Raw genomic sequence first — 25,740 nt, forward strand, 5'->3', positions numbered from 1 at the left:
CCCTCAGTGTCCGGTCGTCGGGGTGTAGGTCGGCGGCTTCACCGGCATCTCGACCTTCACCGGGGCGGAGTGCGCGAAGTGCAGCTCGACGGAGACCGTCTGGCCTTCCTTCGGCTTGTTCTTCAGCTGCTCGAACATCAGGTGGTCGCCGCCGCTCTTCAGCTCCAGCCGGCCGCCCGCGGGGATCTTGAGGCTCTTGACCTCCTGCATCGCCCCGTCGACGGTCTCGTGCACGGTGACCTGTCCGGCGATGTCACTGGTGACCGAGGTGAGCTCGTCGGCGGCGCCGCCCTTGTTGGTGACGGTGAGGAAGCCGGCCGCCATGTCGTCGGACACGGGCTGCGGCATGTAGGCGGAGCCGGCGGCGAGGTCCGGTTTCCCCGAGTCGTTTCCGTCGCCGGAGTCCGAGCCGCCGCAGCCCGCCAGTGCCAGGGCTCCGGCTATGACGAGGGCCGTCGGGACGAGTCGCCGCCTCACGGGTTCTCCCCCTTGACGATCTTGGGGAGGTCCTTGGTGTAGTCGTCGACGGTGGCGTCCTCGCCGTAGAGCACATAGCCGCCGTCGGTCTTCGGGGAGAAGGCGATGACCTGGGTGCCGTGCTCGGAGACGAGCTTGCCGTTCTTGTCCTTGCGTGTCGGCTCGATGGAGATGCCGAGGGTGCGGGCGCCGGCCTGGATGGTCGCGAAGTCGCCGGTCAGGCCGATGAACTGGCTGTCGATGCCCTTGAGCCACTTGCCGAGCTCGGCGGAGGTGTCGCGCTTTGGATCCGTCGTGACGAAGACGACCCGGAGTTCGTCCTGCTCGGCCTTGGGCAACTGCTTCTTGGCGACGGCGATGTTGTTCATCGTCAGCGGGCAGACGTCGGGGCAGTGGGTGTAGCCGAAGTAGATCAGTGTGGGCTTGCCCGCGGTTTCCTTGCGGAGGTCGTACTTCTTGCCCTGCGTGTCGGTGAGGACCAGGTCCGGCTTCTCGAAGGGCTTGTCGAGGACGGTGGCGGCCTTGTCGGAGCCGGCCTCCTCGGACACCACGGAGACGGGCTTGTCGCTGTCGTCGCCGCTGCCGCAGGCGGTCAGGGTCAGGGAGGCGGCGGCGAGCAGCGCGGCCGCGGCGAAGGTCTTGGTGCGCATAGAGAAATGTCCCAGATGTCGGTGGGCCCGGCGCGCACCGGGGGTGCCCCGCCCGGAGGGCGGGGGCCCGGCGCGCGCCGTCAGCGGAAGCAGCCTCAGGCGTCGGACCGCCGGCGCCCGGCGAGCACGCCGTAGGCGACGCCCGCCGCGCCGACCACGATGCCGACGATGCCCAGCACGCGAGCGGTGGTGTCGGTGCCGGCGGAGGAGGTGGAGTCGGAGGCGGCGGTGTCGGCGGAGGTCTTCTCGGCCGACTTGGCGTCGGAGTCCTCATCGGCGGACGAGCCGTGGTGCCCGTCCTCGGAGGCCGCGGACAGCTCCAGCACCGGGGCCGGGTTGTCGGGCTCCTCCTGGCCCTCCTGCGGCACCTCGATCCAGCGGACGACCTCCTTGTTGGAGTACGTCTGGAGGGCCTTGAAGGCCAGCTGGTCGGTGTCCTCGGGCAGCTGGCCGACGGAGAGCGGGAACTTCTCGAAGTAGCCCGCCTGGATCCCCTTGCCCTCGGCGGTCCAGGTGACCTTGGTGACGGCCTCGGTGATCTTCTCGCCGTGCATCTCCAGTGGCTTGTCCAGCTTGGACTTGGTGACGTCGATCTTCCAGCCCGGCATGGCCTGCGGCATGACGGAGGCCAGCGGGTGGTCGGTCGGGAAGTTGACCTCGAGCTTGGTGGTCGAGGCGTCGTCGCGCTCGTTGGGGACCTTGAAGTCGATGACCGCGTAGCCGCCCTTGGCGGCCGTGCCCTCGGGCTGCACGGTGACGTGCGCGAAGGCGGGGGCGGACAGGGCGAGAACGGTGATACCGGCGGCGGCACCGGCCGCGACGATACGGGAAGCCTTCATGGAAGGGGCACTCCGCTGTGAGTCGGTCTGGATGTGGAAGGAGGAATGCGCACACGCGCGTGCCGCACGACGGCGGCCCCTCCTCCGCGGGAGCGGAGTGCTGGTGGTCGCGTCGCGTCAGGCGGCGAGGGCGAGTGCGGTGGCGGAAGCCGTGGCGGTCGGCGGGCCGCGCCGGATCACCGTGTGCTGGAGCGCCGTGATGCGCGGCATCAGGGGCGCGGTCCGAGTGGTGAGCGCAGGGCGCGGGCCGGCTTCCGGGGCTCCGGGGAGCCCGGCGCGCAGGGCGCGGACCAGGGCGAGAGCGGCCCGCAGGGAGCGCATGAGCGCACCCTCGGCGACTCCCTGGGCCGACAGTGCCGACAGCTCGGAGAGCCGCAGCAGAGCCAGGTCGCCGTGACGCAGCAGCCACCCGGCGGCGAGCGCCGCGAGGAGGTGGCCGAGCAGCATGGGCAGGGACGGCCACAGCGACGCCGACGACCCGGACACGGTGTCCGCGGCCGGATGCGTGTGCACGCCGGCGGGCGGCTGGATCCGGGCGTCGGTGAGGATCCTGTGGGCCTGCGCCGGGCTGATCGCCGCCGCCGTCGTGCCGCACACGAACCGTGCGGCCTGCTGGACCAGGGCGGCGTCACCCCCGCCCGTCGGCGCCGAGGGCGTGACGGCGGCCGTACCGTGCTGGCCGAGGCCGAACAGCGTGTGCAGCACCGTCTGGCCGATCGCCAGCAGCGCCGTGATCCCCACCAGCGAGCGCACCCGCCCGGCGAGCGGAGCCGCCACCGCTGCCGCTGCGAGGAATCCGGCGCCCAGCGTCCACAGCGGGATGGCGTCGCAGGAGGCGAGCGCGTGACCTGCCCCGGCCAGCACGACGCAGACCGCGGCGAACACCGCGGCCCGCAGGATCCGGAGCGTGTGTCCGGAGCGCGTCGCGCGCGCGTGGGGGGCAGTCATGGCGGGCTCATCATCGCACTGGGCCCGCAGGCGCCGTACGGCAGGTCCACAAGATGCCGTACGACCGGAACGTCATGCTCTGACCACGAGCGCCCCTGGATGCGGCGATACCTTCCCCCACATACACCGATCAGGACCAGCGCGCATCCGCCGTATGGGCGGCGTCACGTCAACTTCACGCTTACACAGGGGGACTCAGGGCAATACGTAACGGTATGTCGAGCCGCAGCCAGGAGGCTGGAGCATGAGCATCTGGTGGTCACTCCATCTGCGGCGCGAAGCTGCGAGCGTGCCGCTCGCCCGCCGCCTCCTGATCGGCACGATGGAGACCGCGGGCGTCGACCCCGACATCTCCTACGACCTCTCCGTCGCCCTCAGCGAGGCGTGCGCGAACGCCGTGGAGCACGGCGGGGACACAGGGCGCGGCCCCGGCTCGGAGGCGTACCGGGTCACCGCGTACCTCGACGGCGAGAAGTGCCGGATCGAGGTCACCGACGCGGGGCCGGGCTTTCCCGCGGTCTCCGCCGGCCCCTCCCGCCCGCCGATCCGCCCCGCGCACTCCGACGCGGAGAACGGCAGGGGTCTGTGTCTCATCGAGGAGCTGGCCGACCACGTCCACATCGGCAACAAGCCGGGCCGGGGTGGAGCCGTGGTGAGCTTCGACAAGGTGCTGAAGTGGCGTTCCGACGCGCCGCTGATGGCTGTCTGATCTTCCCGGCGGCACGGCGTTTCACGTGAAACAGCCACGTTTCACGTGAAACACCGCTTGTGATCGGCAGTCCTTACGGGCAGCCCCTACAGCGCTCCCCAGTCCAGCGTCGTGCGCGCCAGGCTCGCCACGTCCGTCAGCAGCGCCAGCCGCGCCGCCCGGACCGCCGGGTCGGGGTCCATGACCAGCACCTCGTCGAAGAAAGTGCCGATCGCCTCGACCAGCGGGGCGGAGACCTCGATCAGCGCGCCGAGATCGTCCTCCCGCCCCTGCAGCGCCTGACGCACGCCCTGCGCGCCCTCGGCGAGAGCAAGCTCGGCGGGCGCGGTCAGCAGGGACCCGTCGGCCGGCTCGACACCGCCCTCGGGCAGGATGCGCACCACCCGCTGGAAAGCGGCGGCGAGCGCCTGGAACGCCTCGCTGTCGATGTGCTGCTCCAGCGTGGCGAGCGTGCGGTCGCCATGGGCGGGCCGGTCTGCCCACACCAGTACGGCCTGGACGAGCCGGTGCTCGTGCCCGGCGTCGGTGAGCTGCTGCTCGTAGCGCCGGGTGATGAGCTCGGCGGCTTCGGCCACCCGCTCCGCGGGCACCTCGACGCCTTGCGCGGCGTACCGTACGGCCGCCGCGCGCAGACCCTCGCTCACCCGCACCCCGGCCACGGCGGGCACGCTCCGCAACACGTTGAGCAGTCCGATCGCCGCCCTGCGCACCCCATAGGGGTCGGAGCTCCCGGTCGGCGCTGCGCCGATCAGGAACATGCCCGTGACCAGGTCGAACCGGTCGGCGAGGGACAGCACGGCCCCCGCGTCCCCGGCCGGCAGGGCGCCACCGGCGGAGCGGGGCAGTTCCATCTCGGCCAGCGCGCGGGCGACCTCGGCGGACTCCCCGGCCCGGCGGGCGTACTCCGCGGCCATGACTCCGGCCAGACCGGAGAATTCGATCACCATCTGCGAGGCCAGGTCGAACTTGGCCAGCGCGCCGGCCCGCCGCACGACCCCCACCGACTCCTCGGGAAGACCGGCCCGTCCGGCCAGGTCCTGGGCGAGGGAGGCGAGCCGGACGGCGCGGTCGGCGACCGTCCCCAGCCGGTCCTCGAAGGTCAGCTTGTCCAGCCGGCTCCGGAACTCCTCCGGCGCCACCTTGAGGTCCGCCCGCCAGAAGAACGCGGCATCCTCGTACCGGGCCCGCAGCACCGCCTCGTTGCCCGCCCGCACCACGTCGTCGTCGCACAGGGCATTGGCGAACGTCACGAAGTGCGGCATGAGCCGGTCGCCGTCCAGCACCGGCAGATAGCGCTGGTGCTTGCGCATCACGGTGGTCAGGACACTCGCGGGCAGTTCGAGATAGCGCTCGTCGAACGAACCGCGCACGGCGTACGGGAACTCCAGGATGTCGGTGATCTCGTCGATCAGCCCGGCCTGGTCCTCCACGTCGATGCGCCCGCCGACCTCGGCGGCCGCCTCCAGGGCGCCGCGCACGACGGCGCCGCGCCGGGCCTCACGGTCGAGCAGGATGCCGTGCATGTGCAGGAAGTGCGGGTAGCCCTCGGCGGAGGTCACCCGGACCTCCGGGTAGGGCGCCTGCCGCTGCACCCGCGTGGTGTCGCCGGACGACAAGGAGGAGACCACCACGGGCAGCGGTGTGCGCCCCAGCAGCGCGAGCAGCCAGCGCACGGGACGCGAGAACGACAGCCCCGGGTCGCTCCAGCGCATGTTGCGCCCGGCCCGCAGCCCGGAGACGACCTCGGCCAGCAGCTCGCTGAGCACCTCGACGGCCGGACGCCCCTCTTCGTGACGGGTGACCGCCACGTACTCCACCCCGTTGGCCTCGACGACCCGCACGTCGGCCGGTTCGGCGCCCTGGCTGCGGGCGAATCCCAGCAACGCGGGGGTGGGGGCACCGTCCTTGTAGGCGGCGGCGACCTTGGGCCCGCGCACGGTCCGCATGGTGTCGCGCTCGCGCGGCTGCACGCCGTCGATCGTGATCACGATCCGGCGCGGGGTGGCCATCACGTTGATCGCGCCGTGCCCGAGCCGGGTCGCGGCGAGCTTGGCGGTGACCGACTCACGCACCGCTTCGGTGGTGGCGGGAACGTCGGCGTACGGCAGTTCCTCCACGCCGATCTCGAACAGCAGCGTCTCGACGCCGGGCACCTTGGGCAGCGGGCCCCGCTCGGCCGGAACCGGCGTGGGCGCCAGCCCGAGCGGATGCTCCAGCGCGGCCCGCCGCCGCTCCCACAGCTTGGCCGTCTCGTGCGTCAGTCCGCGCATCAGCGAGAACGCCTTGGCTCGCTCGGTGGTGCTGATCGCCCCGCGTGCGTCGAGCACGTTGAAGGTGTGGCTGCACTTCAGCACGTATGTGTACGCCGGGACGGGCAGCTCCAGGTCCAGCAGGCGCCGGGCCTCGGCCGCGTACGACTCGAACAGCCGGTGGTTGGTGTCGATGTCGGCGTCGTCGAGGTAGTAGCGGCTCATCTCGTACTCGTTCTGCCCGAACACCTCGCCGTAGGTGATCCCCGGCGCGTAGGCGATGTCCTTGAAGTGGGACACGCCCTGAAGGTTCATCAGGATGCGTTCGAGCCCGTACGTGATCTCCACCGACACCGGGTCCAGGGCGACGCCGCCGACCTGCTGGAAGTAGGTGAACTGGGTGATCTCCATGCCGTCCAGCCAGACTTCCCAGCCCAGCCCCCAGGCACCGAGCGCGGGCGAGGCCCAGTTGTCCTCGACGAACCGCACGTCGTGCGCGTTCAGATCGACACCCAGGGCGCGCAGGCTGCCCAGGTACAGCTCCTGAGGGTTGCCCGGATCGGGCTTGAGGATCACCTGGAACTGGGTGTGGGTCTGGAGGCGGTTGGGGTTCTCGCCGTAACGCGAGTCGTCCGGCCGCACGCTCGGCTCCACGTAGGCGACGCTCCACGGCTCGGGACCGAGCACCCGCAGCGCGGTGGCCGGGTTGGCCGTACCGGCTCCGACCTCGGTGTTCAGCGGCTGCGTGATCATGCAGCCGTTGTCGCTCCAGTACCTCTGCAGGGTGAGGATGGCGTCCTGCATGGTCAGCGCCGTCGATACGTTCTTCATGATGATCGCGCCTGTTCCCCGAGTCGGACCGGCAAGGTCGGCCATGATCTCATACGTCAACTACCGCTGACCTGGTGTTTCTTGACCGACCGGTCGGACGCGGCCCGGGACGGGGCGCGGGGGTGGGTGCCACGGGTTCGCCGTGGGCGGGCTCGGGTCGTGCGTGGCTGGTCGCGCAGTACCCCGCGCCCCTTCGAGGCGCCACCAGCCCCCCGCACCCGCGGACGACACTCAGCCCTTGACGGACGCCATCCAGGCCTCGACCTCATCCGACCGGCGAGGCAGCGCCGCACTCAGATTCCGGTTCCCGTCCTCCGTCACGAGGATGTCGTCCTCGATCCGCACGCCGATGCCCCGGTACTCCTCCGGCACGGTGAGGTCGTCCGCCTGGAAGTACAGCCCCGGCTCGACAGTGAGGCACATGCCCGGCTCCAGCGTGCCGTCGACGTACGTCTCCACCCGCGCCGCCGCGCAGTCATGGACGTCCATGCCGAGCATGTGCCCGGTGCCGTGCAGCGTCCAGCGCCGCTGCAGACCCAGCTCCAGCACCCGCTCCACGGGCCCCTCGACGAGCCCCCACTCGACGAGCCGCTCGGCCAGCACCCGCTGCGCGGCGTCGTGGAAGTCGCGGTACTTCGCGCCCGGCTTGACCGCCGCGATCCCGGCTTCCTGGGCCTCGTACACGGCGTCGTAGATCTTGCGCTGGATCTCGTCGAAGCGGCCGTTGATCGGCAGCGTGCGCGTGACGTCGGCCGTGTAGTACGTGTGCGTCTCCACACCCGCGTCGAGCAGCAGCAGCTCGCCCGAGCGGACGGCTCCGTCGTTGCGCACCCAGTGCAGCGTGCAGGCGTGCGGCCCGGCCGCGGCGATCGTGCCGTAACCGACGTCGTTGCCCTCGACCCGGGCGCGGAGGAAGAACGTGCCCTCGATGTACCGCTCGGAGGTCGCCTCGGCCTTGTCGAGGACCTTCACCACGTCCTCGAAGCCGCGCACGGTCGAGTCGACCGCCTTCTGCAGCTCGCCGATCTCGAACTCGTCCTTGACCAGGCGCGCCTCGGAGAGGAAGACCCGCAGCTCCTCGTCGCGCTCGGCGGTGACCTTGTCGGTCAGGGCCGCCTCGATGCCGGTGTCGTACCCGCGCACGACCCGAACCGGCCCGGTGGCCTCGCGCAGGGACCCGGCCAGCTCGCGCACGTCGGAGGCGGGGATGCCGTACAGCGTCCCGGCCTCCGTGAGGGAGTGCCGGCGGCCGACCCACAGCTCGCCCTGGCCGTCCAGCCAGAACTCGCCGTTCTCCCGGTCGGAACGCGGCAGGAGGTAGATCGTCGCCTCGTGGCCCTCATCCCTGGGCTCCAGGACCAGGACGCCGTCCTCGGTCTGGTTGCCGGTGAGGTAGGCGTACTCGACGGAGGCGCGGAAGGCGTACTCGGTGTCGTTCGAGCGGGTCTTCAGATTGCCCGCGGGGATCACCAGACGCTCACCCGGGAAGCGCGCGGACAGCGCGGCCCGGCGGGCGGCGGTCTCGGCGGCCTGGGGGATGGGCTCGAGGTCGCGCAGCTCGGTGTCGGCCCAGCCGCTCTTCATGTTCTCGGCCAGCTCGTCGGACACGCCCGGGTACAGTCCGTTCTTCCGCTGCTTGATCGGCTCTTCGCTCTCGTCCGGGGTCGCCGGTGTGAGCTCCTCGGCCACGGTCATCCTCCTCGATACGCCACTGGACCACCGTCCACTGTACGGCGGCGGGGAAGGGCGCCCAGAGCGATGACGAGGAGCGTTATTCGAACCGGACCGCCAGCAGGACGACGTCCTCCGCACCGTCGGCCGCGTCCCGCCCGTCCGGCAGCACGCTCCGCAGCACGTGGTCGGCGATCGCGCCGGGATCACCGCGCAGGGCCCGCGGCACCGAGGCCGCCGCAGCGTGCAGCCGGGCGAAGGCGCGGTCGGTGCCCTCGCCGGTGCGGTGCAACAGTCCGTCGGTGTAGAGCAGAACCGTCTCTCCGGGTTCGGCGAGGATCTCCACGCTGGGCGCCTCCCAGCAGGCGAGCATGCCCAGCGGGGCGGAGACGGAGGTCTCGACGAACTCGGTGCGGCGCTGTCCGATCAGCAGCGGCGGGCTGTGCCCGGCACCGGCCAGCGTGATCTTGCGCGCGGCCGGTTCGCAGTAGCCGAACAGCGCGGTGGCCGACCTGGCCGGTTCGGTCAGCCGCAGCAGCAGCTCCAGGTCGGACAGGACGGCGACCGGGTCCTCGCCCTCCATCACGGCGTACGCGCGCAACGATGCCCGCAGCCGCCCCATCGCGGCGACCGCGCTGGGCCCCGAGCCGGTGACGGATCCGACGGCGAGACCGAGGGCGGCGTCCGGCAGCGGCAGCGCGTCGTACCAGTCGCCGCCGCCGCGCGGCCCCGTGCGGTGCCGGGCCGCGAGCTGGACGCCGCCGACCCGGGGCAGCCGCGTGGGCAGCAGTTCGTCCGACATCGTGGCCATGGACGTGCGGGTGCGTTCCAGTTCGAGGAGGCGGGCCAGGTGCTCGGCGGCGTACCGCACGTAGAGGCCGGCGAGATGGCGCTGCCGCTCGCCCGGTTCGGCGGGCTCGTCGTAGAGCCAGACGGCGGCGCCGAGGCGGACGGCGGTGTCGGCGGTCAGGGGGAGGGCGTAGCTGGCGGCGTAGCCGAGGCGGGCCGCGACCTCGCGGTGGCGGGGGTCGAGTCCCTCCTGGGCGAGGAGGTCGGGGTCGGCGATGCCGCCCTCGTCGCCCGGCAGCCCGTCGAGGATCCGGCCGTAGGACAGGGCGCTGCGCGGCACGGTCTCGATGTGGCCGAGATCGGCGCGGGCGAGGCCCAGCCCGATGGTGCTGTCGGGGCCGAGTCCGTCGCCGGGTTCCATGACGACGAGGCCGCGCCGGGCACCCACCAGGGCGGCGCCGGCCCGCAGGACCTCCTGGAGCGCCTCGTCGAGCGTGGTGGTGCGGGCCAGACGTTCGGTGAGCTCGTGCAGGGTGGTGAGGTCGGAGACCCAGCCGGCGAGACGGTCCTGGAGCACGGCTCCGGCGGGGGCCGGGGGGTTCGTGGGTACGGCCGGGGACGAGTCCGCCGTCACGGGCGCGACAGTGTGTGCGGGTGCCGGAACCGTTGAATCGATTCCGGCCACTTTCGGAGGGTGCGGAGCGTTCATGGCGTCCGGCCTTCCAACCGGTACGTACTGCTCAAAAGCATCGCAAACCCCCATGTCATTCTGCGTCGCTAGCAGTGTCTCCACATGTACACGCACTCGTGAGGAGATGTCCAGCATTGTCCTGCCGGGATTCCTGGTGTCCGTGAGGTGCGAGGGAACAACTCTCCTTCCTCTTGCGGAAATGCGAAGTTGGCTTAAAACTGCCTCAGGGGACGGCTTATTGCGGTCGACTGGGCTTGCTCGACGGAGCGTCACAACGGTCGTGATGGGTACCTACTCGGTGAAGGCCAGGGGTGGTTGAGAGCCACCCGGAACCTGGTGACGGAACCGGGCGTCCTATCCACCGACGACCGTGCCCCATCCTCCCGTGGCGGAGGCGGAGAGAAATACGCGCGACGGCAAACGCCATACTTCGCCACCCCTGCGCCACGCCCGTGCTTTCGACAGACGCAGTATGGGCGGGACAGCCGCGGAGGCGGCCCAAAGCTCGACCCATAGGGGTTCCCCTTGCTTCAAGCAGGGGTGTGATGCGCCAACAGGTACGCACAGTGAAGTGATCGACACATGATGTGATGTGGACCACGGTGTTGCCAGGCGTGCAACGGAAAGGAACGAGCGCTCATGCGCGAGATCCTCGGAAAGCGACGCAGGCTCTTGTCTCAGCGCAGCGACGGGAAGCCAGAGCTGATCGACGCGGCCCTGACCTACGCGACGCAGTGGCAGTGGCCCGTACTTCCGGGCGTGGCGGCGGACCCGCAGGGGCGCTCCCGCTGCAGCTGCCCCGACCCCGACTGCACGGTGCCCGGCGCGCACCCCTTCGACCCCGGCCTCCTCGCGGCCACCACGGATGGACGCATGGTCCGCTGGTGGTGGGGCAACCGGCCGATGGCGCCGATCGTGCTGGCCACCGGCGGTCACGCGCCCTGCGCGGTATCGCTGCCGGCCCTGCCGGCGGCCCGCGCACTCAAGGCGCTCGACCAGATGGGCATGCGGCTCGGCCCGGTGGTCGCCTCCCCTGCCCGCTGGGCGATCCTCGTCAAGCCGTACTCGATGGAGCAGCTCGGTGAACTGCTCTATGCCAAGGACTTCGTGCCAGGATCGCTCCGCTTCCACGGCGAGGGCGGCTACCTGGCCCTGCCGCCCTCCGAGACGGGCCAGAGCGAGATCCGCTGGGAGCGCGCGCCGCTGCCCGGCTCCGCCTCGCCGTGGGTGCCCGATGTCGAGGCCGTGGTGGACGCCGTGGTCGAAGCCCTCACTCGTACGGGTGTGAGCGCGCCCGAGTTCTAGGGCTGTCGGGCGCGTTGAGCCCGGCGCCCGTCCCGGCGCGTTAAGTTCCGGAACCATGCGGCGTCACGCCCGGGGCCGCTCCCGGGACCCTCGAAAGACCAGACTGCTCGCCCTCGCGGGCGTCGTCGCGGCATGCGCGATCGCACTGCCGCTGGCGGTGGCGTCCGCGGGCCCGGTGGAGTCGGCGAAGGCCGAGCGGGCGGCGGCTCTGTCGAGCACGGGTGCCCACACGTCCGATTCCGGTGCCGGCTCCCGCTCGTCGGGTCCCGGTTCCGGCTCCCGCGCGGCCGGTTCCGGCGCGGACTCCCGTGCGCCGGGTTCCGGTTCCCGCTCGTCGGGTTCCGCTGCCGTGCGGCCTTCCCAACGTGCCGACGGCAAAGCACCCGGGGCATCCTCTGATGCCCCCGGTCTTCCGGTGCTCGGCCCAGGCCTGGCGACCGCCGTGCGCTGCGGCCCCGAACTCTCCTCACCCGACGGCGTCGAGGCGCAGACCTGTGTGGTGACGCAGGGTGTCGAGACCTGGGCGCGGACCTACTACCGCAATACGACGGGCGAGGCGCTGGACGCCGCGCTGAGCCTGATGGGCCCGGGCGACCGCACGGTGCGGATGACGTGTGCCCTGGGGGCGGAGGACGAGCCGGGGACGTGCGAGACGCCCAGGGAGCCCGCACGCGGGAATCCGGCGGCGTACACGGCCGTCGCGGAGTTCGCCGAGCGGGGCGGGCGGGGACCGCTGCTGCTGCGGTCCGGAAGCAACTAGCCTGCGAATGCGAGTAGTTGAAGAGGCGCTGCGTTCCGTGGACAGAAGCGGAGACGCAAAGACCCGGTTGCTGGCGACGGGGGATGCACCAGCAACCGGGCTACAGAAACGGTAACAAGAGATCGGCGGTTCGCAAATTCGAACTCGCCTTTCCAGTCACCGACTGGCTTGTCCCCGACGGGAGTTGTGACCGCGGGGGTGCCGGGGGCCGGCCGGCCGGTGGGCCGGCCGACCGTACTCCGGGGCGGGGTCAGCTGAGCGTGACCTGCCGGTTGGTGAGGCCGCCGCGGGCGCGGCGCTCGTCCGCGGTGAGCGGCGCGTCCGTCGCCAGGGCGGCGGTGAGGCGCTCGGCGAACTCCGCCGCGGGCTTCTCCACGTCCTCGGCGGTGACCCCGCTGGGCAGGTCCCACACCGGCACCGTCAGCCCGTGAGCGCGGAAGGAACCCACCAGCCGGGTGCCCTCGCCGAGGCTGGAACGGCCCGCGGCGTGCAGCCGGGCGAGAGCGTCCAGAAGCAGCTCCTCGGCGTGCGGCATGACCCACCGCAGGTGGTTCTTCTCCGGCGTCTCGCACCAGTACGCGGCGTCCACGCCCTGGAGCTTGACGGTCGGGATGGCCGCGGCGTTGGCCCGCTCCAGGGAGGCGGTCACGTCGGGCGTGGCGTTCTCCGGGTCCGGCACCCAGAACTCGAAGCCGCTGTGCACTTCTGGCTCGAAGGCGCCCTCGGGGTCGAGCAGATCCTGCAGCCGCGGGCTGTCGGCCGGGGCGCGGCGGCCCTGGACAGGCGTGCCGGGCTTGGCCTCGAGGGCGCGCTGCAGGGTGTCGGCGAGGTCGCGGCTGATGTCGCCGGACGAGGTGTCGTTCTGCAGGCCGAGCAGGACCGAGCCGTCGTCGCGGCGCAGCGCCGGCCAGGCCATGGGAAGGACCGTGGCCAGGGTGACCGCCGGGACGCCCTCGGGCAGGCCGTCCTTGAGGGTCAGCCCGACCGTGGCCGCCGGGACCAGCTCACGCAGGGCCACCCAGTCGCACTCACCGGGCAGGCCCTCGAAGGGGCGGTGCACCAGCTCGGTCGCGGCGTGCGAGGCGGCTCGGCCGTGACAGGCCTTGTAGCGGCGGCCGCTGCCGCAGGGGCAGGGCTCACGAGCGCCGACGACCGGAACGTCTCCCTCGGCACCAGCGGTACGGGCGCCGCCCGTCGTCTGCGGGCGCTTGGCCTTCGTCTGGGGTCGCTTCTTGGCCATCGATGGGTCTCCCGGTTACGGCTGGTCTCGTACGGTCGCGAGCCTAGCCGCTCGTGCCCCGGCCCACGGGGTCCTGTGGACAACACCCGACCCACGCGGCGTACGCGCCCGGCCCCTCGGCCGCTGCCCCGACGGCATCGGTCCTGACCCCGCCGGTCCGTGTTCGCGCCGGTCGCCGTCCCCGACGTTCCTGTCCTCGCCGGTTCCTGCCTTCACCGGTTCTCGCGGGCTCCGGTTCCCGTCGGTCCCGGTCCTCTGGCCTCAGTCCCCCCGGGTCTCAGTCCCCCCGGTCTCAGTCCCCCCGGTCTCAGTCCCCTTGGTCTCAGTCCATGTCGTCGAAGGCGTCCGCGAAGTCCAGCCCGGGTATCTGGGAGACCGCGGGGGCGGCGACACGCGTCGCGAAGTCGTCGCGGCGGTGGCCGGCGTCCGGATCGTGCACGTCGTCGTGGACGATGACCCACACGGTGACCTCGCCGCGGATGTCGTCCCGTACGCCCCAGTCGTCGGCGAGGGCGGTGATGATGTTCAGCCCGCGGCCGCCGTGCGCCGTGACCGAGGGGGTCGCGGGGGCGGGGCGGGTCGGGCCGCCGCCGTCCGTGACCTCCACGACGAGCCGGCCGGCCGGCTCCACGCGCCACGCGGCACGCACGTCACCGTCACCGGACAGTGCGTCGCCCAGGGGTCTGCCGTGCTTGCAGGCGTTGCTCAAGAGCTCGGAAAGGATCAGTACGGCATCGTCGATGACCGATTCCGCGACTCCACCTCCGCGCAACTGCGCACGCATCCGGTGTCGCGCTTCCCCCACGCCCGCAGGGCCATGGGGAACGGCCATGCTCGACGACGTGGGCACCTCCTGTGCCACCACCAACGCCACCCCCGAGACCTCCTTCGCCCCACGCCACGGTGTGGATGCCCCATTGGCCTGTACCGGAAACCGGCCAATCCACGTCCGGTGACGCATTCACCACGACCGAATACGGATCGAACGCGCCGGAGCACTCCCTGTAACCGCTGGCTGAAAATCATCGGTGTGGCCGAGAGGGGAGGATCCCGCCCGGCAGGGCGCGGGGTCAAGAGGTGTGCGTGGGTCTGATGGGACTTGAGAGGTTGGTCGAACCGGGTTCGGACGCCAGGTGCCGAGCCGACTCAGCGGCCGGGCCGGCTCAGCGGCCGAGCTGCTCGAGCACCGCGCGTGGGCGGTTGGTGATGATGGCGTCGACGCCCAGCTCGACGCAGTGGTCCACGTCCCCGGGCTCGTTCACGGTCCACACGTGCACCTGGTGGCCGGCCTGCTTCAGCCGCTCGACGTACGTGGGATGGTTGCGCACGATGCGAAGGGAGGGGCCGGCGATCCGCACGCCCGGGGGCAGCCGCCCGTCGCGCAGCCTGGGTGAGAGGAACTGGGTCAGGTAGACCGTCGGCAGCATCGGCGAGGCGGCGCGCACGCGGTGCAGCGAGCGGGCGGAGAAGCTCATGACCCGCACCTGTGACTGCGCCGCGGAGGCCGGGGCGTCGAGGCCGAACCGCTTCAGCAGCTCCAGCAGCCGGTCCTCGACCTGCCCGGCCCAGCGCGTGGGGTGCTTGGTCTCGATGGCCAGTTCCACGCGGCGCCCGGCGTCGGCGACCAGTTCCAGCAGCCGCTCCAGGGTGAGTACGGAGGTCGCCTCGCGGTCCTCCGGACGGTGCTCCCAGTCGGGTTCCTCGTCGCGTCCCTTCCAGGCCTCGCCCGTCTTCCAGGAGCCGAAGTCCAGGGCGGCGAGGTCAGCCAGTTCCAGCGCGGAGACCGCGCCGCGGCCGTTGGACGTACGGTTGATCCGGCGGTCGTGTACACACACCAGGTGGCCGTCGGCGGTCAGGCGCACATCGCATTCGAGGGCGTCCGCGCCGTCCTCGATCGCCTTGGTGTACGCGGCCAGGGTGTGTTCCGGGGCGTCCTCGGAGGCTCCGCGGTGGGCGACGACTTGAATCACGTGCTGTCGTGCGTGGGTCACCGCGTCATGGTGCCACCGAGTGCGGGTACGCGTCCGGTCGGACGGACTCGACGGAGACGCAGGTCCGGACGGAGGCGTTGGGATTGCATCCTTTTCGCCTTTAATGACCTATATAAAGAATGGCCTCGGACGCACAGCCACCGCTTATGGTGCCCTGACGGCCTGTGGGAAAAGCTGACGGCATACAAAGGGACAAGCTCAGCTGTATCGCGCCGGACCCGTCGACGGCGTGAAAAGCGTGAACGCATGCGACCCGGAAACGGCCGTGGATCTAGGAGAGAAGCTGTGAGCACCGAGAACGAGGGCACCGCGGTACCCCCCGCCCCGTCCGCACCCCCCGTGCCGGTGGACGCTCCCGCTGCTCCGGCGCCCCAGGGACAGGCCCACCAGGGTCCGTACGGACAGGACGCCCAGGGGCAAGTCCCCCAGGGGCAGGTCCCCCAGGGGCAGGGCGGCGCCGGACACCCCGGCGCATCTTCTTCGGCCCCCGACCCGTCCTGGCCGCCGCCCCCGCCGCCGACCGCCCCGTACGGCGACGGCGGTTCCGGGTCGGGCTCGGGCGGCTGGGGTTCGTCGTACCAGCAGCCGGCACCGGCGTCCGGTCGCAGGCGCGGCGGTCTGGTGGCCGCGGTCCTGGTGGCCGCGCTGGTCGCGGGCGGCGCGGGCGGCGGGCTCGGCTACGTGCTGGCGAAGGACAACGACGAGAGCACCGGTTCGACGACGGTCTCGGCCTCCTCGAACGGCGGCGACGTCAAGCGCGACCCGGGCACGACCGCGGGTGTCGCCGCCAAGGCGCTGCCGAGCACGGTCACGATCGAGGCCGAGAGCACCAGCGGCGAGGGCGGCACCGGCACGGGCTTCGTCTTCGACAAGCAGGGCCACATCGTCACCAACAACCACGTGGTGGCGGACGCGGTGGACGGCGGCAAACTCTCGGCGACCTTCCCGAGCGGCAAGAAGTACGACGCCGAGGTGGTCGGTCACGCGCAGGGCTACGACGTGGCCGTCATCAAGCTCAAGAACGCCCCCTCCGACCTGAAGCCGCTCACCCTCGGCGACTCGGACAAGATCGCCGTCGGGGACGCGACCATCGCGATCGGCGCCCCGTTCGGGCTGTCCGACACGGTGACGACGGGCATCATCAGCGCCAAGAACCGCCCGGTGGCCTCCAGCGACGGCAGCGGCAGCCAGGCGTCGTACATGAGCGCCCTGCAGACCGACGCCTCGATCAACCCGGGCAACTCCGGCGGTCCGCTGCTGGACGCGCAGGGCAACGTCATCGGCATCAACTCCGCGATCCAGTCCACCGGCAACGGCGGCTTCGGCACGGGGCAGTCGGGCTCGATCGGCCTGGGCTTCGCCATCCCGATCAACCAGGCCAAGTACGTCGCCCAGGAGCTGATCAAAACCGGCAAGCCGGTGTACGCGAAGATCGGCGCGTCCGTCTCCCTGGACGACGGCTCCGACGGTGCGCAGATCACCGACCAGGGCGCGGGCGGTGCGGCACCGGTCGAGCCGGGCGGCCCGGCGGCCAAGGCGGGCCTCAAGCCGGGCGACGTCATCACCAAGCTGGACGACCGGGTGATCGACTCCGGCCCGACCCTGATCGGCGAGATCTGGACCCACCAGCCGGGCGACAAGGTCACGATCACGTACGAGCGCGGCGGCAAGCAGCACACGGTCGACGTCACGCTCGGCTCCCGCGTCGGCGACAACTGACCCCCACCCGCCCGCACCGACCCGTTACCCTTGTCCCCGCGCCGCCGATCACGGCCGGCGCGGGGAGGCGTGCCCGAGCGGCCGAAGGGAACGGTCTTGAAAACCGTCGTGGCAGCGATGTCACCGTGGGTTCAAATCCCACCGCCTCCGCGCAGGTCATAGATGTTGCAGGTCAGAAGGGGTGCTTCTCGCTGAGGGGCACCCCTTCGGCGTGGGTCCTGTCTCACCTTGATCCGGCTGTGTCGCATTGTCGCCCAGTGCATGTGGACCGGCTTGGGCCTGTGGGACAGCCCTGCTTGCCGGTAGTCGTCCTGACGCGGAACCACCACGTTGACGATCAGGCGGGGTGCCGTGTTCCGTAGCCCCCTTGAGCAACCTGACGCCTGGCCGGCGGTGCCGCGGTCTCTGTGATGAGGACGGCGGCGGTGACCGGGCCCGGGGTGTCGGTGGTGGCTGTGGCGGCTACGGCGGCCCGGACGGCGCGAGCGACTTCCAGCGGATGGTGTTCGCGGGCGACCGCGAGCTGGACCTCGATGTGGCGGCCGGGGGGATCGTCATGGTCCTCCACCTTGACCGGGCGGCTTCCCAGCACGGCGGTGAGGCGGGCGACGCCCGGAACGTCCGCTGCGACGTCCGCCAGCTCACCGACGAGCCCCCACAGGAATTCTGTACCGGCCACCGGAGGTGAACTTCGCGCGGCGGCAGCTTCCGGCGCGGGCCTCGTGGCCCTCGCTGCGGTCCGTGACCGTACGCCTGTCCCCGAGCCGTCATGGAGATCCGTGACGCGCAGGTCGGCTGTCAGGGTGGCCAGGCCGAGCCGGTCAGTTGCCGTTTTGAGCAGTGCGCTCCTCAACTGTTCGGCGGACTCAGGCAACGGCTGCCCGGGGGATGCTGTGAATGCGGCTTCGATCCTGAGTGGGCCGGGCGGTAGCGCGCCGACCGGCGGACGGACAGCAGGCTCGGACACGGCCTCGAGCGGCGCCGCCCCGATGCGCACAGACTCCAGCCAGACACCGGGAATCTCGGCTGCCGCACGTCTGAGGGCCCGTACCGCTGCTTGCTCGGTGATCCATGTCCCGTCATCGGGCCCGCCGAGCGGGAGCAGTCGGCTCAGGTCGATCTGGTGCCGTGCTGCCGGCGTCCATGCCTCGGTCACCGGCTTCTCACCCTCTCTCTTCCCTGGCCACGGTTCTCTTCCTGCCGCACTGAACCCGCAGTGTCCCCGAGGGCTCCCGGCGGGGACGTTCGGGCCATCCGTCGGACCACCCCGCCACGGTCCGGGCTTCGGTCAAAACGTCCTGATGTGAATATAATATGAACAAATGGTGCCAGGTGGGCTTCTTAAGGGAGGAATGTCCCTATGACTGAGAACACCGGCCTGATGCACAGTGGTGCCCCCGAGTCTCGTGGCCGGACGACCATCGCCGATGTGGTGGTGGAGAAGATCGCCGCAATGGCGGCACGGGACGTGCGCGGCGTCTATGCCCTGGGCAGCGGATTCGCCCGCTCGATGGGATCCATGCGGGAGCGGATGCCCGGCGCCGGCAGTGGCAAATCCGCCACGCGCGGGGTCAGCGTCGAGGTCGGAGAGAAGCAGGCGGCCATCGATCTGGAGCTCGTCGTCGACTACGGCGTCTCCATCACGGACGTGGCCGGTGAGGTGCGGGAGAACGTGATCTCCGCGGTGGAGCGGATGGCGGGCCGGGACGTCGTCGAAGTCAACATCATGGTCAGCGACGTGAAGCTGCCCGACGAGGAGGACGAAGGCGAAGAGCGGCCCCGGATCCAGTAGCCGGGGCGGTGCAGCCCGCTTGACTGAAGGAGCGCGTGATGAGCAGGGCCGTGGTGGGCTTGATGGCCGGAATGGCGCTGGGTTTCGCCGCGTATTTCGGCAACTTCTGGGCTTTCCTGCTGGTGCTCGGGCTGGGCGTCGTCGGACTCTTGGTCGGGCGGTTCATGGAAGGTGATCTCGAACCGGGCGACTTCGTCCGCCGCCGGGACCGGCAGGAGCGGATCCGCGATGACCGGCGACGGGCTCGGGGAGACTGGCGGCAGTGACCGGTGGAGTCGACCGGCGTCCGGGCATTCCCCGCGGGGAGCGCGGTGCGATCACCGTCACCGACCGGGTCGTCGCGAAGATCGCTTCCTACGTGGCGCGTGAGGCGCTGAGCCGGTTCCCCGAGTCGGCCGGCCACGTACCGCCCGGCCGCCGTACGCCACACGTGGCCACATCCGTGCGGCGGGCACCGGAGCGGAATACCGCCGGAGGAGACGACGAGTCCGCCGCCGGACGGCAGGCCATCGGCGAGGTACGTATGCGCATCACCGTCGAGCTCGGTTATCCGTCCGACATCGGGGCGCAGTGCGCCGCAGTGCGCCGGGAGGTCACCGAACGGCTCAGGACATGGGTCGGCATGGAGGTGTCCGACTTCTCGGTGTCGGTGGAGAGGCTGCACTCGGAGCATGCGCGGCACACGGACCAGGCGAGGGTGAGATGAGCGCGAACACCTGGCGTCAGCCGACCGGTGACAGCGACCTTTCCTCCGATCCCGGGCAGGCAACTCCGTCCGCCGATGGCGCCCCCGGGGCGGACGCGGGCTCGACGGCATCGGTCGGCGCATCGGGCCGTTCGGCGCGCCGTTTCTGGTCTGCGCGGCTGCTCCCTGCGGCCTTGGTCGCCCTGCTGTCCGTCGCAGCCACTGGCCTGTTCCTGTACGACGTGGTCTCGGTGCGGGTCGGCGGGCCCGCGATGGACTGGCGGCGTCGGCTCGCCGATGAACTGGCCACACGGCCCCTGGATGACACCTGGATGATCGTCGGGGCCGCGGTGGCGATGGCCCTCGGCCTGTGGCTTTTCCTGCTGGCGGTGACGCCGGGGCTGCGAAGGCTGCTGCCCATGCGGCAGCCCACCGGTAACCCGGGGACAGAGGAGGTCCGCGCCGGGCTCGATCGCCGTGCGGCCGCCCTTGTTCTGCGCGACCGTGCCGTGCAGGTGCCCGGTGTCCAGTCGACGCGGGTCGCTGTCGGCCGCCGGAAGGTCAAAGCCCGGGCAGAGGCACACTTCCGCGATCTCGAGGAGGTTCGCGCGGACCTGGACGCCACGCTGGGCGAAGCCGTGACGTCCTTGGGCCTCGCCCGGAAACCCGCGCTGACCGTGCGCGTCCGGCGCCCGAAGAAGGGCTGAGGTGATTCTTGATGCTCACGGGAGTGAACCGGGTGCTGCTGGGGCTGCTCGGCCTTGGGCTCTTCGCCCTGGGCGGCGGGGTGCTGCTGGGCGGACTGGATCTGCAGCGCCACTGGGGTTTCGGCGTGCCGGGGTGGTGGCCCTTCCGCGGGCCGGACGATGTGGTGCTGGGCGCCGAGGGACGCACCCGGTGGCGGGAAGAGGGCTGGTGGTGGCCGACCGTGATCGCGGTGCTCGCCGTGCTGCTGGCTTTGCTGCTGTGGTGGCTCTTCGCACAGCGCAGACACCGCCTGGGCCAGGTTCTCGTCGACAGCGAAGAGGGCGCGGCGACTCGACTCGACGGCCGCGCGCTGGAGGACGCCATCGAGGAGGAGGCGCAGTACCTGGACGGGGTGGCGCGGGCCCGTGTACGGCTGACAGGCCGGCGTACTGCTCCGGCCGCACGTGTGCGGCTGTTGCTGGAGCCTCACGCGGATCCGGCACGGATTCTGGGGCGACTGACCCGGGAAACGCTCGTACACGCGCGGGACTCGGCCGGCTTGGACCGCCTCCCGTCGAAGGTCAGACTCCGGGAAGCCCGCCACCACGCCGACCGCGTCGCCTGACTACGGGCCAAGGGGGACGCGGGTGGGCTGCCGGTGTTATCGGATGGGACGCCGACCGGTGCGCTGGGACCAGCGGACTGCGATGAGGGCCAGCGCGACCCCGAGAATCGCGATGCCGATGATCAACAAGTAGCCCAGCCCCTCGGCCGCCACTCCGATGATTCCCAGCACGACGGCGACCAGAACGAGAAGCAGCAAGAAGGCCATGACGCGTTCGCCCTCCCAGGGGTGGATGAGCGCGGGAGTCAGCGGCGCGCGAGTTGCCGCTCGCCGCCTGCTCCCGTCCGGTAGGGCATGTCGTAGTGCTGGAAGATCGCTTCCTCCGACTCGGCGGGCAGGATGTCGTCCATGCCGAGTGAGGGCGCCCTCTTCACCAACGTCTTGGCGTAGGAGACCTTGATGTAGCCGGGCCCGAGGATTGCCTCGTCGAGGGGTACGAAGGCCAGGTGGTGGCGGGTGGGCAGTCCGGTGCGGACTGTGGCCATGGCCGGTTCGTCGGTGGTGGTGTCCACGTAGACCGCTTCGAGCACGCCGATCTTGTGGCCCTTCGGGTCGACGACGCTGCGGTTGCGCCACTCGCGGATATCGGCTGAATGGATCATGGCCTGCCTCCTGAGCCGTTGATCCGGGCCGGGTCGAGCCGCCCTGCGGGCAGTCACAGCCTGCTGAACCTCGGTGGCCCTTTGTTCGTTCAGGCTATCCGCGAATCTTCGCTTCGCGCCCTCGCGTGGCAAGGGTTTCGAACGTGGTAGTCGGCAGGCATGCCGATACAGCCTTCCGGTGATGCGGACCGTTCGTCTCGGTCCGGGCGGCTGCACCGCGTGGTCAGCCGTTCGCCCGTCGGGCGGGGATGGAGGCGGAGCAGGGATATCGAGCTGTGGTCGCGTTCGCTGGGCTTCGCGGCGCTGGGGCTGCTCACGTTGGTACCGCTGCTGATCATTGTCTCCGCTGCCGACGTCGAGCACGGGCGGGGGTTCGCGCAGTGGCTGGGGGAAGGGCTCGGCGTGTCGACGGCTTCCAGGCGGCAGGTCGAGCAGTTGTTCATCCGGCCCGGTCAGGCCCTGCGGACCACGACCGCGTTCGGTATCGCCGCCCTTGCCGTGTTCGGCCTGACCTTCGGGGCGGCGGTGCAGACCGGCTACGAGAAGGTCTGGGACCTGCCACCGGCCCGCTGGTGGGCCCGATGGCGGCATGTGGTGTGGCTCGGCGTCCTCACCGGATACCTCTACGTCTCCGCCACCACCACGCTGCGGCGCGAACCTCTGGCGGGTGGGGCCGTCGCATCGCTGAGTGCCGTGTTGTTCCTGTGGTGGTCCCAACGTCTGCTGCTCGGCGGGAGGGTCCGCTGGCGTGCCCTGCTGCCCGGCGCCGTGGCCACCGTGATCGGACTGCTCGGCCTGAGGGTCTTCTCCAGGCTGGTCTTCTCGCCGTTGATCGCATCCAACGCCGTCAGTTACGGGCCCGTCGGAACCGTCCTGGTCATCGAGTCCTGGCTGGTCGGCGTGGGTGTCGTGGTCTTCGGCGGCGCGCTGGTCGGCCGGCTGCTGTGGGAAGAACTCCCCCGGATGGCACACCCACTGAAACGGCGCGAGTGAGGCGTGGAGCCAGGGAACACCCGACTCAAGGCAGCCCGTGGCCGCCGCTGCTCCTTGTCTCCGTCATCGAGCTTTATGGGTGGCCGCCCAAATAGGTGAGAACGGCTGCCAACGAACTTTTCGCGAGATTCGAGATCGTGAGCATCTTCGCCCCCACGTCGGGCACGCTGGGAAATTGCGATTCTTGGTGCCGTTTCCGAGGTGCCCGTCCGGAGCAGAGCAGTGAGCGCCATCCGGCCCATTAAGCATTATTAAGAATTTCGCGATTGGTTGGTCAATTCCAGCGAAGACCCTTGAGGTGACCGTGAATCGATCGCTTCCTCGAATAATATGCCGCTGTCAGAACCGCCGATGTAGGCATCACCCCTCACAGGAATTGGCCCCTCGATGACACTGAATCTCCTTGGTGCGTCACGATGGCGCTCCATGTCACTTTGGATCACTGCGGTAGTAACCGCGGTGATCGCCGCTGCTGTGATCGCGATGTCGCCGACACGCGCTGAAGCCGTTGCCACGGCCGTGCCTCTGGGTACGGCAGGCAATTTCGGAGTACTGGCGGGTTCGACAGTCACCAACACCGGCCCGACGACGGTCGAGCGCAACGTCGGGGTGGCTCCGGGTTCGGCGATCGTGGGGTTCCCGCCCGGCGCAGTGCTGCCGCCCGGAACCATCCACGCTGGTGACGCCGAGGCTCTCCAGGCCCAGAACGATCTGACCACGGCGTACAACCAGGCCGCCGGGCAGGCACCGGACGTCACGTACACCGGAAACCCCGTGGAGCTCGGCGGCCAGACACTGGTTCCGGGCGTCTACAAGGTGCCCGTCAGCGCGCCCAGATCACCGGCACCCTCACCCTCAACGGCCAGGGCAACCCCAACGCCGTCTGGGTGTTCCAGGTCGGCTCGACGCTGACGACGGCTTCCGCAAGCTCGGTGAGTTTCACCAATGGCGCCAACCCGTGCAACGTGTACTGGCAGATCGGCAGCTCGGCCACCCTCGGTACCGGCACCAAATTCGTGGGTAACGTCCTGGCCTTGACCTCGATCACTGCCAACACGAACACGACCGTCAACGGCCGGCTGCTGGCCCGCAACGGCGCTGTGTCGCTGGACTCCAACACGATCTTCCAGGGTGAGTGCGGGACCAGCCCCACCGGGACTCCGACGGGGACTCCCACCGGGACTCCGACGGGGACTCCCACCGGGACTCCGACGGGGACTCCCACCGGCACTCCGACGGGGACTCCCACCGGGACTCCGACGGGGACTCCCACCGGGACTCCGACGGGCACTCCCACCGGCACTCCGACGGGGACTCCGACGGGCACTCCCACCGGCACTCCGACGGGCACTCCCACCGGGACTCCGACGGGCACTCCCACCGGGACTCCGACGGGCACTCCCACCGGGACTCCGACGGGCACTCCCACCGGGACTCCCACGGACGGCGGCCACCACGATGGGGGCAAGAAGGACGATGAGCACGGCCACCACGACGAGGGCAAGAAGGACGATGAGCACGGCCACCACGACGAGGGCAAGAAGGACGATGAGCACGGCCACCACGACGAGGGCAAGAAGCACGATGAGCGCGACGGTCATGGCTGGGCAGACACCCCGTCATGGTCTGGGCATTAGCTGACCCGGCCATGTGCCTGGTAGGGATTGCCCGGCTTCTGATGTAGAGATCAGCAGCCAGGGGAACAAACGGCGCGCGGCGGATCGCCATCGATTCCGTCGCGCGCCGTAGGCAGTTCTGGGGGCGCGGGCATCGCCAGGAGTAAAACGTCAATCCTCGAAGCCTTGCAGCCGGGACTGACCGCTCATTCGGGGCCGACGGCAACGGTGGTACAGAGGCCCGTCGGGCTACAGGCACCTGCTTCTTCACCCTGTCGGCGTGCGGTCCTGAGCGGGTCAAGCGGGGGGCCTTCCTCCGTTCGGCCGATGCGGCCCACGGTTCTACTCGCGTATTCGGGTGATGAAGATGATAATCCTCCTTGTTGCGGGAAGCATGAGACTGCCGTGCCTCACGAATTCCGTCGGCGTCCACTCGCGTCAAGGAGACAGAAATGCGTCGTAGTGTCAGTGTGCTGATCGCGTCAGGGGTTCTTGTTGCCGCCCTCGGGGCCCCGGCAATCGCCGACGACAACATCGCCGCTCTGATTCCCATCAAATTGGACAACACTACTAGCGTCCTGAACAACCCGAACGTCCTGAACAACCCGAGCACTCTGAACAACCCGAACGTCCTGAACAACCCGAGCACTCTGAACAACCCCGGCACTCTGAACAACCCGAGCACTCTGAACAGTCCGAACGTCCTGAACAACTGACGTGGATGACGACGCTGTGGTTCTGGACCAGGATTGACAGGTCGGTCGGTCCGAGCGGCCTGAGGGACTGGTCCAGAGGACCGTCGTGGCAGCGATGTCACCGTGGTTCCCACCCACCACCTCCGCGCAGGTCATAGATGTTGCAGGTCAGAAGGGGTGCCTCTCGTCCGAGGCGCCCCTTCCGCACACGTGGGCCCTGAAGGCCCCGACGGGCAACGCAGACTTGCTGGTCGTCGGAGTGTCTGGCGAGGCAAGGAACCGTGGATCTCAGTGGCTGCGTCACGTGATCGTGACGACTTCTCGGACCTCCTTGCGAAACGCGAACCTCGATGACGTGGAAAGGATCACTGACCTGCACACGCTGGCCCGCACGGCGTATTACCAGGCAGGTGGCGTGGCGGAGAGGGAGCTCACGTCGCCCGAGGCGCGCTCACGTCGGCGGGAGAGCTGGATGCGTGCCGTCCAGTCCGACGACAGGACTGTGTTGTGCGCCGAACGAGAGGGCGAAATGGTGGGCCTCATAGCCATGGGCCCTCCCTACGACGCGGATGTCGACGCCGACTCTGTGGGGCAGCTCTACCAGATTCACGTTCTCCCCCACCTCTGGGGACGAGGTGTCGGCGGCTGCCTGCACGCCGCATTCGTGCACTTTCTCCGAGAGGCGTCACTGACCACGGGCATCCTGGAAGCTTGGGACCGCAACAGCCGCGCCCAAGCCTTCTACTCCCGCCATGGATGGAGTCCGGACGGACACCACCGGCCCGGCCCAGCTGACTCGACCTACGTTCGCATGCGTATCAGCCTGGCTCCGGGGCCTGAGGACAGGTCGGTGCGATGAGCTGCTTCAGCGCTCCGGGGACCGGCATCGAGGTGCCGTCGGGTCGTCTCATGGTTCTGGGCTGCACGGACTACGCCCCCGACGCGGCTACGTTCGAGGTTCCGCCGGGCTGGAACCGGGTCCGCGTGTCCCGCAGCAACCTGGGCCGGGCGGTTCGGGCCGACATCGACTCCGGCAAGAGCCGCGAAACCATGGAGAAGATCCGTATCCCGGTGTGGCCCGCCCCTCCATCTCCCGCAGAGATCATCAAGCGTTGGTGAGGACAGTGTCGCCGACGGAGCGGATGACCCTTGCGTCTGTTCCTGCCGACACCTCGT

General features: G+C 70.2%; 28 protein-coding genes, 1 tRNA gene and 1 pseudogene. 17 read left to right on the forward strand and 13 right to left on the reverse strand.

Going from position 1 to position 25,740, the window contains the following annotated elements; all coding sequences use genetic code 11:
* Positions 1-3: 3 nt before the first annotated feature.
* The 4 genes from AB0B29_RS20710 to AB0B29_RS20725 form a co-directional block, all read right to left on the reverse strand.
* Positions 4-477 carry a copper chaperone PCu(A)C gene (locus AB0B29_RS20710; RefSeq protein WP_362241635.1) on the reverse strand — a complete coding sequence of 158 codons (474 nt, stop codon included), beginning with the start codon at positions 475-477 and terminating at the stop codon, positions 4-6.
* Entirely contained in the window at positions 474-1,127 is a 654-nt protein-coding gene (locus AB0B29_RS20715) for an SCO family protein (RefSeq protein ID WP_362241638.1), read from the reverse strand. The genes AB0B29_RS20710 and AB0B29_RS20715 overlap by 4 nt, the downstream gene beginning before the upstream one ends.
* A gap of 95 nt (positions 1,128-1,222) precedes the next feature.
* On the reverse strand, positions 1,223-1,966 hold the full coding sequence (locus tag AB0B29_RS20720) for a YcnI family copper-binding membrane protein (RefSeq protein ID WP_362241640.1): 744 nt from the start codon (positions 1,964-1,966) through the stop codon (positions 1,223-1,225).
* A 117-nt stretch (positions 1,967-2,083) separates the two neighbouring features.
* A complete protein-coding gene (locus tag AB0B29_RS20725) occupies positions 2,084-2,914 on the reverse strand; it encodes a hypothetical protein (protein ID WP_362241643.1) in 831 nt (276 codons plus the stop codon).
* Between the two features lie 244 nt (positions 2,915-3,158).
* Here AB0B29_RS20725 and AB0B29_RS20730 point away from each other — a divergent pair, with 244 nt between their 5' ends.
* On the forward strand, positions 3,159-3,623 hold the full coding sequence (locus AB0B29_RS20730) for an ATP-binding protein (protein WP_362241646.1): 465 nt from the start codon (positions 3,159-3,161) through the stop codon (positions 3,621-3,623).
* 86 nt (positions 3,624-3,709) lie between these two features.
* Here AB0B29_RS20730 and AB0B29_RS20735 read toward each other — a convergent pair whose 3' ends face one another.
* From AB0B29_RS20735 to AB0B29_RS20745, 3 genes are all read right to left on the reverse strand, one after another.
* Positions 3,710-6,703, reverse strand: a complete 2,994-nt coding sequence (locus AB0B29_RS20735; RefSeq protein ID WP_362241650.1) for a glycine--tRNA ligase — start codon at positions 6,701-6,703, stop codon at positions 3,710-3,712.
* 231 nt (positions 6,704-6,934) lie between these two features.
* Positions 6,935-8,392, reverse strand: coding sequence for an aminopeptidase P family protein (locus AB0B29_RS20740; RefSeq protein ID WP_362241653.1), 1,458 nt, complete (start codon positions 8,390-8,392; stop codon positions 6,935-6,937).
* A gap of 82 nt (positions 8,393-8,474) precedes the next feature.
* Positions 8,475-9,989 (reverse strand): PP2C family protein-serine/threonine phosphatase, encoded by a 1,515-nt coding sequence (locus AB0B29_RS20745; protein WP_362241655.1) that lies wholly within the window; start codon positions 9,987-9,989, stop codon positions 8,475-8,477.
* 504 nt (positions 9,990-10,493) lie between these two features.
* On the opposite strand from AB0B29_RS20745, the gene AB0B29_RS20750 reads away from it, so the two are divergent.
* The gene (locus tag AB0B29_RS20750) at positions 10,494-11,159 is read left to right on the forward strand and encodes a bifunctional DNA primase/polymerase (RefSeq protein ID WP_362241657.1); all 666 of its coding nucleotides are present in this window, start codon (positions 10,494-10,496) and stop codon (positions 11,157-11,159) included.
* Positions 11,160-11,214: 55 nt separating this feature from the next.
* Positions 11,215-11,919: a hypothetical protein gene (locus tag AB0B29_RS20755; protein ID WP_362241660.1), complete on the forward strand. Its 705-nt coding sequence runs from the start codon at positions 11,215-11,217 to the stop codon at positions 11,917-11,919.
* Between the two features lie 250 nt (positions 11,920-12,169).
* Here AB0B29_RS20755 and AB0B29_RS20760 read toward each other — a convergent pair whose 3' ends face one another.
* From AB0B29_RS20760 to AB0B29_RS20770, 3 genes are all read right to left on the reverse strand, one after another.
* Positions 12,170-13,159, reverse strand: a complete 990-nt coding sequence (locus AB0B29_RS20760) for a DUF5926 family protein (RefSeq protein WP_362241663.1) — start codon at positions 13,157-13,159, stop codon at positions 12,170-12,172.
* A 322-nt stretch (positions 13,160-13,481) separates the two neighbouring features.
* Positions 13,482-14,120 (reverse strand): ATP-binding protein, encoded by a 639-nt coding sequence (locus AB0B29_RS20765; protein ID WP_362241666.1) that lies wholly within the window; start codon positions 14,118-14,120, stop codon positions 13,482-13,484.
* Between the two features lie 202 nt (positions 14,121-14,322).
* Complete coding sequence (locus AB0B29_RS20770; RefSeq protein WP_362241668.1) at positions 14,323-15,150, reverse strand: glycerophosphodiester phosphodiesterase; 828 nt, start codon at positions 15,148-15,150, stop codon at positions 14,323-14,325.
* Positions 15,151-15,435: 285 nt separating this feature from the next.
* Between AB0B29_RS20770 and AB0B29_RS20775 the strand changes: the two genes are divergently transcribed.
* Both AB0B29_RS20775 and AB0B29_RS20780 read left to right on the forward strand, forming a co-directional pair.
* Positions 15,436-16,869: a S1C family serine protease gene (locus tag AB0B29_RS20775; protein WP_362241671.1), complete on the forward strand. Its 1,434-nt coding sequence runs from the start codon at positions 15,436-15,438 to the stop codon at positions 16,867-16,869.
* 63 nt (positions 16,870-16,932) lie between these two features.
* Positions 16,933-17,019 (forward strand) — tRNA-Ser (locus AB0B29_RS20780).
* Positions 17,020-17,206: 187 nt separating this feature from the next.
* On the opposite strand, the gene AB0B29_RS20785 is transcribed toward AB0B29_RS20780, so the two are convergent.
* Positions 17,207-17,548 (reverse strand): hypothetical protein, encoded by a 342-nt coding sequence (locus tag AB0B29_RS20785; protein WP_362241673.1) that lies wholly within the window; start codon positions 17,546-17,548, stop codon positions 17,207-17,209.
* 681 nt (positions 17,549-18,229) lie between these two features.
* Here AB0B29_RS20785 and AB0B29_RS20790 point away from each other — a divergent pair.
* The 5 genes from AB0B29_RS20790 to amaP are packed head-to-tail and all read left to right on the forward strand — an operon-like array spanning position 18,230 to position 20,658.
* A complete protein-coding gene (locus tag AB0B29_RS20790) occupies positions 18,230-18,661 on the forward strand; it encodes an Asp23/Gls24 family envelope stress response protein (protein WP_362241676.1) in 432 nt (143 codons plus the stop codon).
* A 38-nt stretch (positions 18,662-18,699) separates the two neighbouring features.
* Positions 18,700-18,927: a hypothetical protein gene (locus tag AB0B29_RS20795; protein WP_362241679.1), complete on the forward strand. Its 228-nt coding sequence runs from the start codon at positions 18,700-18,702 to the stop codon at positions 18,925-18,927.
* Positions 18,924-19,367: an Asp23/Gls24 family envelope stress response protein gene (locus AB0B29_RS20800; protein WP_362241681.1), complete on the forward strand. Its 444-nt coding sequence runs from the start codon at positions 18,924-18,926 to the stop codon at positions 19,365-19,367. The genes AB0B29_RS20795 and AB0B29_RS20800 overlap by 4 nt, the downstream gene beginning before the upstream one ends.
* The gene (locus AB0B29_RS20805) at positions 19,364-20,053 is read left to right on the forward strand and encodes a DUF6286 domain-containing protein (protein WP_362241683.1); all 690 of its coding nucleotides are present in this window, start codon (positions 19,364-19,366) and stop codon (positions 20,051-20,053) included. The genes AB0B29_RS20800 and AB0B29_RS20805 overlap by 4 nt, the downstream gene beginning before the upstream one ends.
* An 11-nt stretch (positions 20,054-20,064) precedes the next feature.
* Entirely contained in the window at positions 20,065-20,658 is a 594-nt protein-coding gene (amaP, locus tag AB0B29_RS20810) for an alkaline shock response membrane anchor protein AmaP (RefSeq protein ID WP_362241686.1), read from the forward strand.
* Positions 20,659-20,694: 36 nt separating this feature from the next.
* On the opposite strand, the gene AB0B29_RS20815 is transcribed toward amaP, so the two are convergent.
* Together AB0B29_RS20815 and AB0B29_RS20820 are read right to left on the reverse strand one after the other, a co-directional pair.
* Complete coding sequence (locus tag AB0B29_RS20815) at positions 20,695-20,856, reverse strand: hypothetical protein (RefSeq protein ID WP_362242051.1); 162 nt, start codon at positions 20,854-20,856, stop codon at positions 20,695-20,697.
* 47 nt (positions 20,857-20,903) lie between these two features.
* A complete protein-coding gene (locus AB0B29_RS20820) occupies positions 20,904-21,260 on the reverse strand; it encodes a PRC-barrel domain-containing protein (RefSeq protein WP_362241688.1) in 357 nt (118 codons plus the stop codon).
* A gap of 159 nt (positions 21,261-21,419) precedes the next feature.
* On the opposite strand from AB0B29_RS20820, the gene AB0B29_RS20825 reads away from it, so the two are divergent.
* From AB0B29_RS20825 to AB0B29_RS20855, 7 genes and pseudogenes are all read left to right on the forward strand, one after another.
* The gene (locus AB0B29_RS20825) at positions 21,420-22,253 is read left to right on the forward strand and encodes a ribonuclease BN (RefSeq protein ID WP_362241690.1); all 834 of its coding nucleotides are present in this window, start codon (positions 21,420-21,422) and stop codon (positions 22,251-22,253) included.
* A gap of 483 nt (positions 22,254-22,736) precedes the next feature.
* On the forward strand, positions 22,737-23,165 hold the full coding sequence (locus tag AB0B29_RS20830; protein WP_362242013.1) for an ice-binding family protein: 429 nt from the start codon (positions 22,737-22,739) through the stop codon (positions 23,163-23,165).
* Positions 23,141-23,317, forward strand: a pseudogene (locus AB0B29_RS20835) (ice-binding family protein); the annotation flags it as partial. The gene AB0B29_RS20830 and the pseudogene AB0B29_RS20835, both read left to right, overlap by 25 nt.
* A 71-nt stretch (positions 23,318-23,388) precedes the next feature.
* Entirely contained in the window at positions 23,389-23,733 is a 345-nt protein-coding gene (locus AB0B29_RS20840; RefSeq protein WP_362242053.1) for a hypothetical protein, read from the forward strand.
* A gap of 588 nt (positions 23,734-24,321) precedes the next feature.
* Entirely contained in the window at positions 24,322-24,585 is a 264-nt protein-coding gene (locus AB0B29_RS20845) for a hypothetical protein (RefSeq protein ID WP_362241692.1), read from the forward strand.
* Positions 24,586-24,679: 94 nt separating this feature from the next.
* On the forward strand, positions 24,680-25,423 hold the full coding sequence (locus AB0B29_RS20850; RefSeq protein ID WP_362242015.1) for a GNAT family N-acetyltransferase: 744 nt from the start codon (positions 24,680-24,682) through the stop codon (positions 25,421-25,423).
* Complete coding sequence (locus AB0B29_RS20855; protein ID WP_362241695.1) at positions 25,420-25,683, forward strand: hypothetical protein; 264 nt, start codon at positions 25,420-25,422, stop codon at positions 25,681-25,683. Before AB0B29_RS20850 ends, AB0B29_RS20855 begins: the two co-directional genes overlap by 4 nt.
* Positions 25,684-25,740: the final 57 nt, after the last annotated feature.

It is taken from the genome of Streptomyces tibetensis, from assembly GCF_040647715.1.
In the GTDB taxonomy this organism is placed as follows: Bacteria; Actinomycetota; Actinomycetes; order Streptomycetales; family Streptomycetaceae; genus Streptomyces; species Streptomyces tibetensis_A.

What these genes read in the sequence shown, in the direction of transcription:
- AB0B29_RS20715 (WP_362241638.1), bottom strand. Translation starts at nt 1,127, where the DNA reads ATGCGCACCAAGACCTTCGCCGCGGCCGCGCTGCTCGCCGCCGCCTCC.
- AB0B29_RS20720 (WP_362241640.1), bottom strand. Translation starts at nt 1,966, where the DNA reads ATGAAGGCTTCCCGTATCGTCGCGGCCGGTGCCGCCGCCGGTATCACC.
- AB0B29_RS20725 (WP_362241643.1), bottom strand. Translation starts at nt 2,914, where the DNA reads ATGACTGCCCCCCACGCGCGCGCGACGCGCTCCGGACACACGCTCCGG.
- AB0B29_RS20730 (WP_362241646.1), top strand. Translation starts at nt 3,159, where the DNA reads ATGAGCATCTGGTGGTCACTCCATCTGCGGCGCGAAGCTGCGAGCGTG.
- AB0B29_RS20735 (WP_362241650.1), bottom strand. Translation starts at nt 6,703, where the DNA reads ATGAAGAACGTATCGACGGCGCTGACCATGCAGGACGCCATCCTCACC.
- AB0B29_RS20745 (WP_362241655.1), bottom strand. Translation starts at nt 9,989, where the DNA reads ATGCTGGACATCTCCTCACGAGTGCGTGTACATGTGGAGACACTGCTA.
- AB0B29_RS20750 (WP_362241657.1), top strand. Translation starts at nt 10,494, where the DNA reads ATGCGCGAGATCCTCGGAAAGCGACGCAGGCTCTTGTCTCAGCGCAGC.
- AB0B29_RS20755 (WP_362241660.1), top strand. Translation starts at nt 11,215, where the DNA reads ATGCGGCGTCACGCCCGGGGCCGCTCCCGGGACCCTCGAAAGACCAGA.
- AB0B29_RS20760 (WP_362241663.1), bottom strand. Translation starts at nt 13,159, where the DNA reads ATGGCCAAGAAGCGACCCCAGACGAAGGCCAAGCGCCCGCAGACGACG.
- AB0B29_RS20765 (WP_362241666.1), bottom strand. Translation starts at nt 14,120, where the DNA reads ATGCGTCACCGGACGTGGATTGGCCGGTTTCCGGTACAGGCCAATGGG.
- AB0B29_RS20790 (WP_362241676.1), top strand. Translation starts at nt 18,230, where the DNA reads ATGACTGAGAACACCGGCCTGATGCACAGTGGTGCCCCCGAGTCTCGT.
- AB0B29_RS20795 (WP_362241679.1), top strand. Translation starts at nt 18,700, where the DNA reads ATGAGCAGGGCCGTGGTGGGCTTGATGGCCGGAATGGCGCTGGGTTTC.
- AB0B29_RS20805 (WP_362241683.1), top strand. Translation starts at nt 19,364, where the DNA reads ATGAGCGCGAACACCTGGCGTCAGCCGACCGGTGACAGCGACCTTTCC.
- amaP (WP_362241686.1), top strand. Translation starts at nt 20,065, where the DNA reads ATGCTCACGGGAGTGAACCGGGTGCTGCTGGGGCTGCTCGGCCTTGGG.
- AB0B29_RS20820 (WP_362241688.1), bottom strand. Translation starts at nt 21,260, where the DNA reads ATGATCCATTCAGCCGATATCCGCGAGTGGCGCAACCGCAGCGTCGTC.
- AB0B29_RS20825 (WP_362241690.1), top strand. Translation starts at nt 21,420, where the DNA reads ATGCCGATACAGCCTTCCGGTGATGCGGACCGTTCGTCTCGGTCCGGG.
- AB0B29_RS20830 (WP_362242013.1), top strand. Translation starts at nt 22,737, where the DNA reads ATGTCGCCGACACGCGCTGAAGCCGTTGCCACGGCCGTGCCTCTGGGT.
- AB0B29_RS20845 (WP_362241692.1), top strand. Translation starts at nt 24,322, where the DNA reads ATGCGTCGTAGTGTCAGTGTGCTGATCGCGTCAGGGGTTCTTGTTGCC.
- AB0B29_RS20850 (WP_362242015.1), top strand. Translation starts at nt 24,680, where the DNA reads ATGTCACCGTGGTTCCCACCCACCACCTCCGCGCAGGTCATAGATGTT.
- AB0B29_RS20855 (WP_362241695.1), top strand. Translation starts at nt 25,420, where the DNA reads ATGAGCTGCTTCAGCGCTCCGGGGACCGGCATCGAGGTGCCGTCGGGT.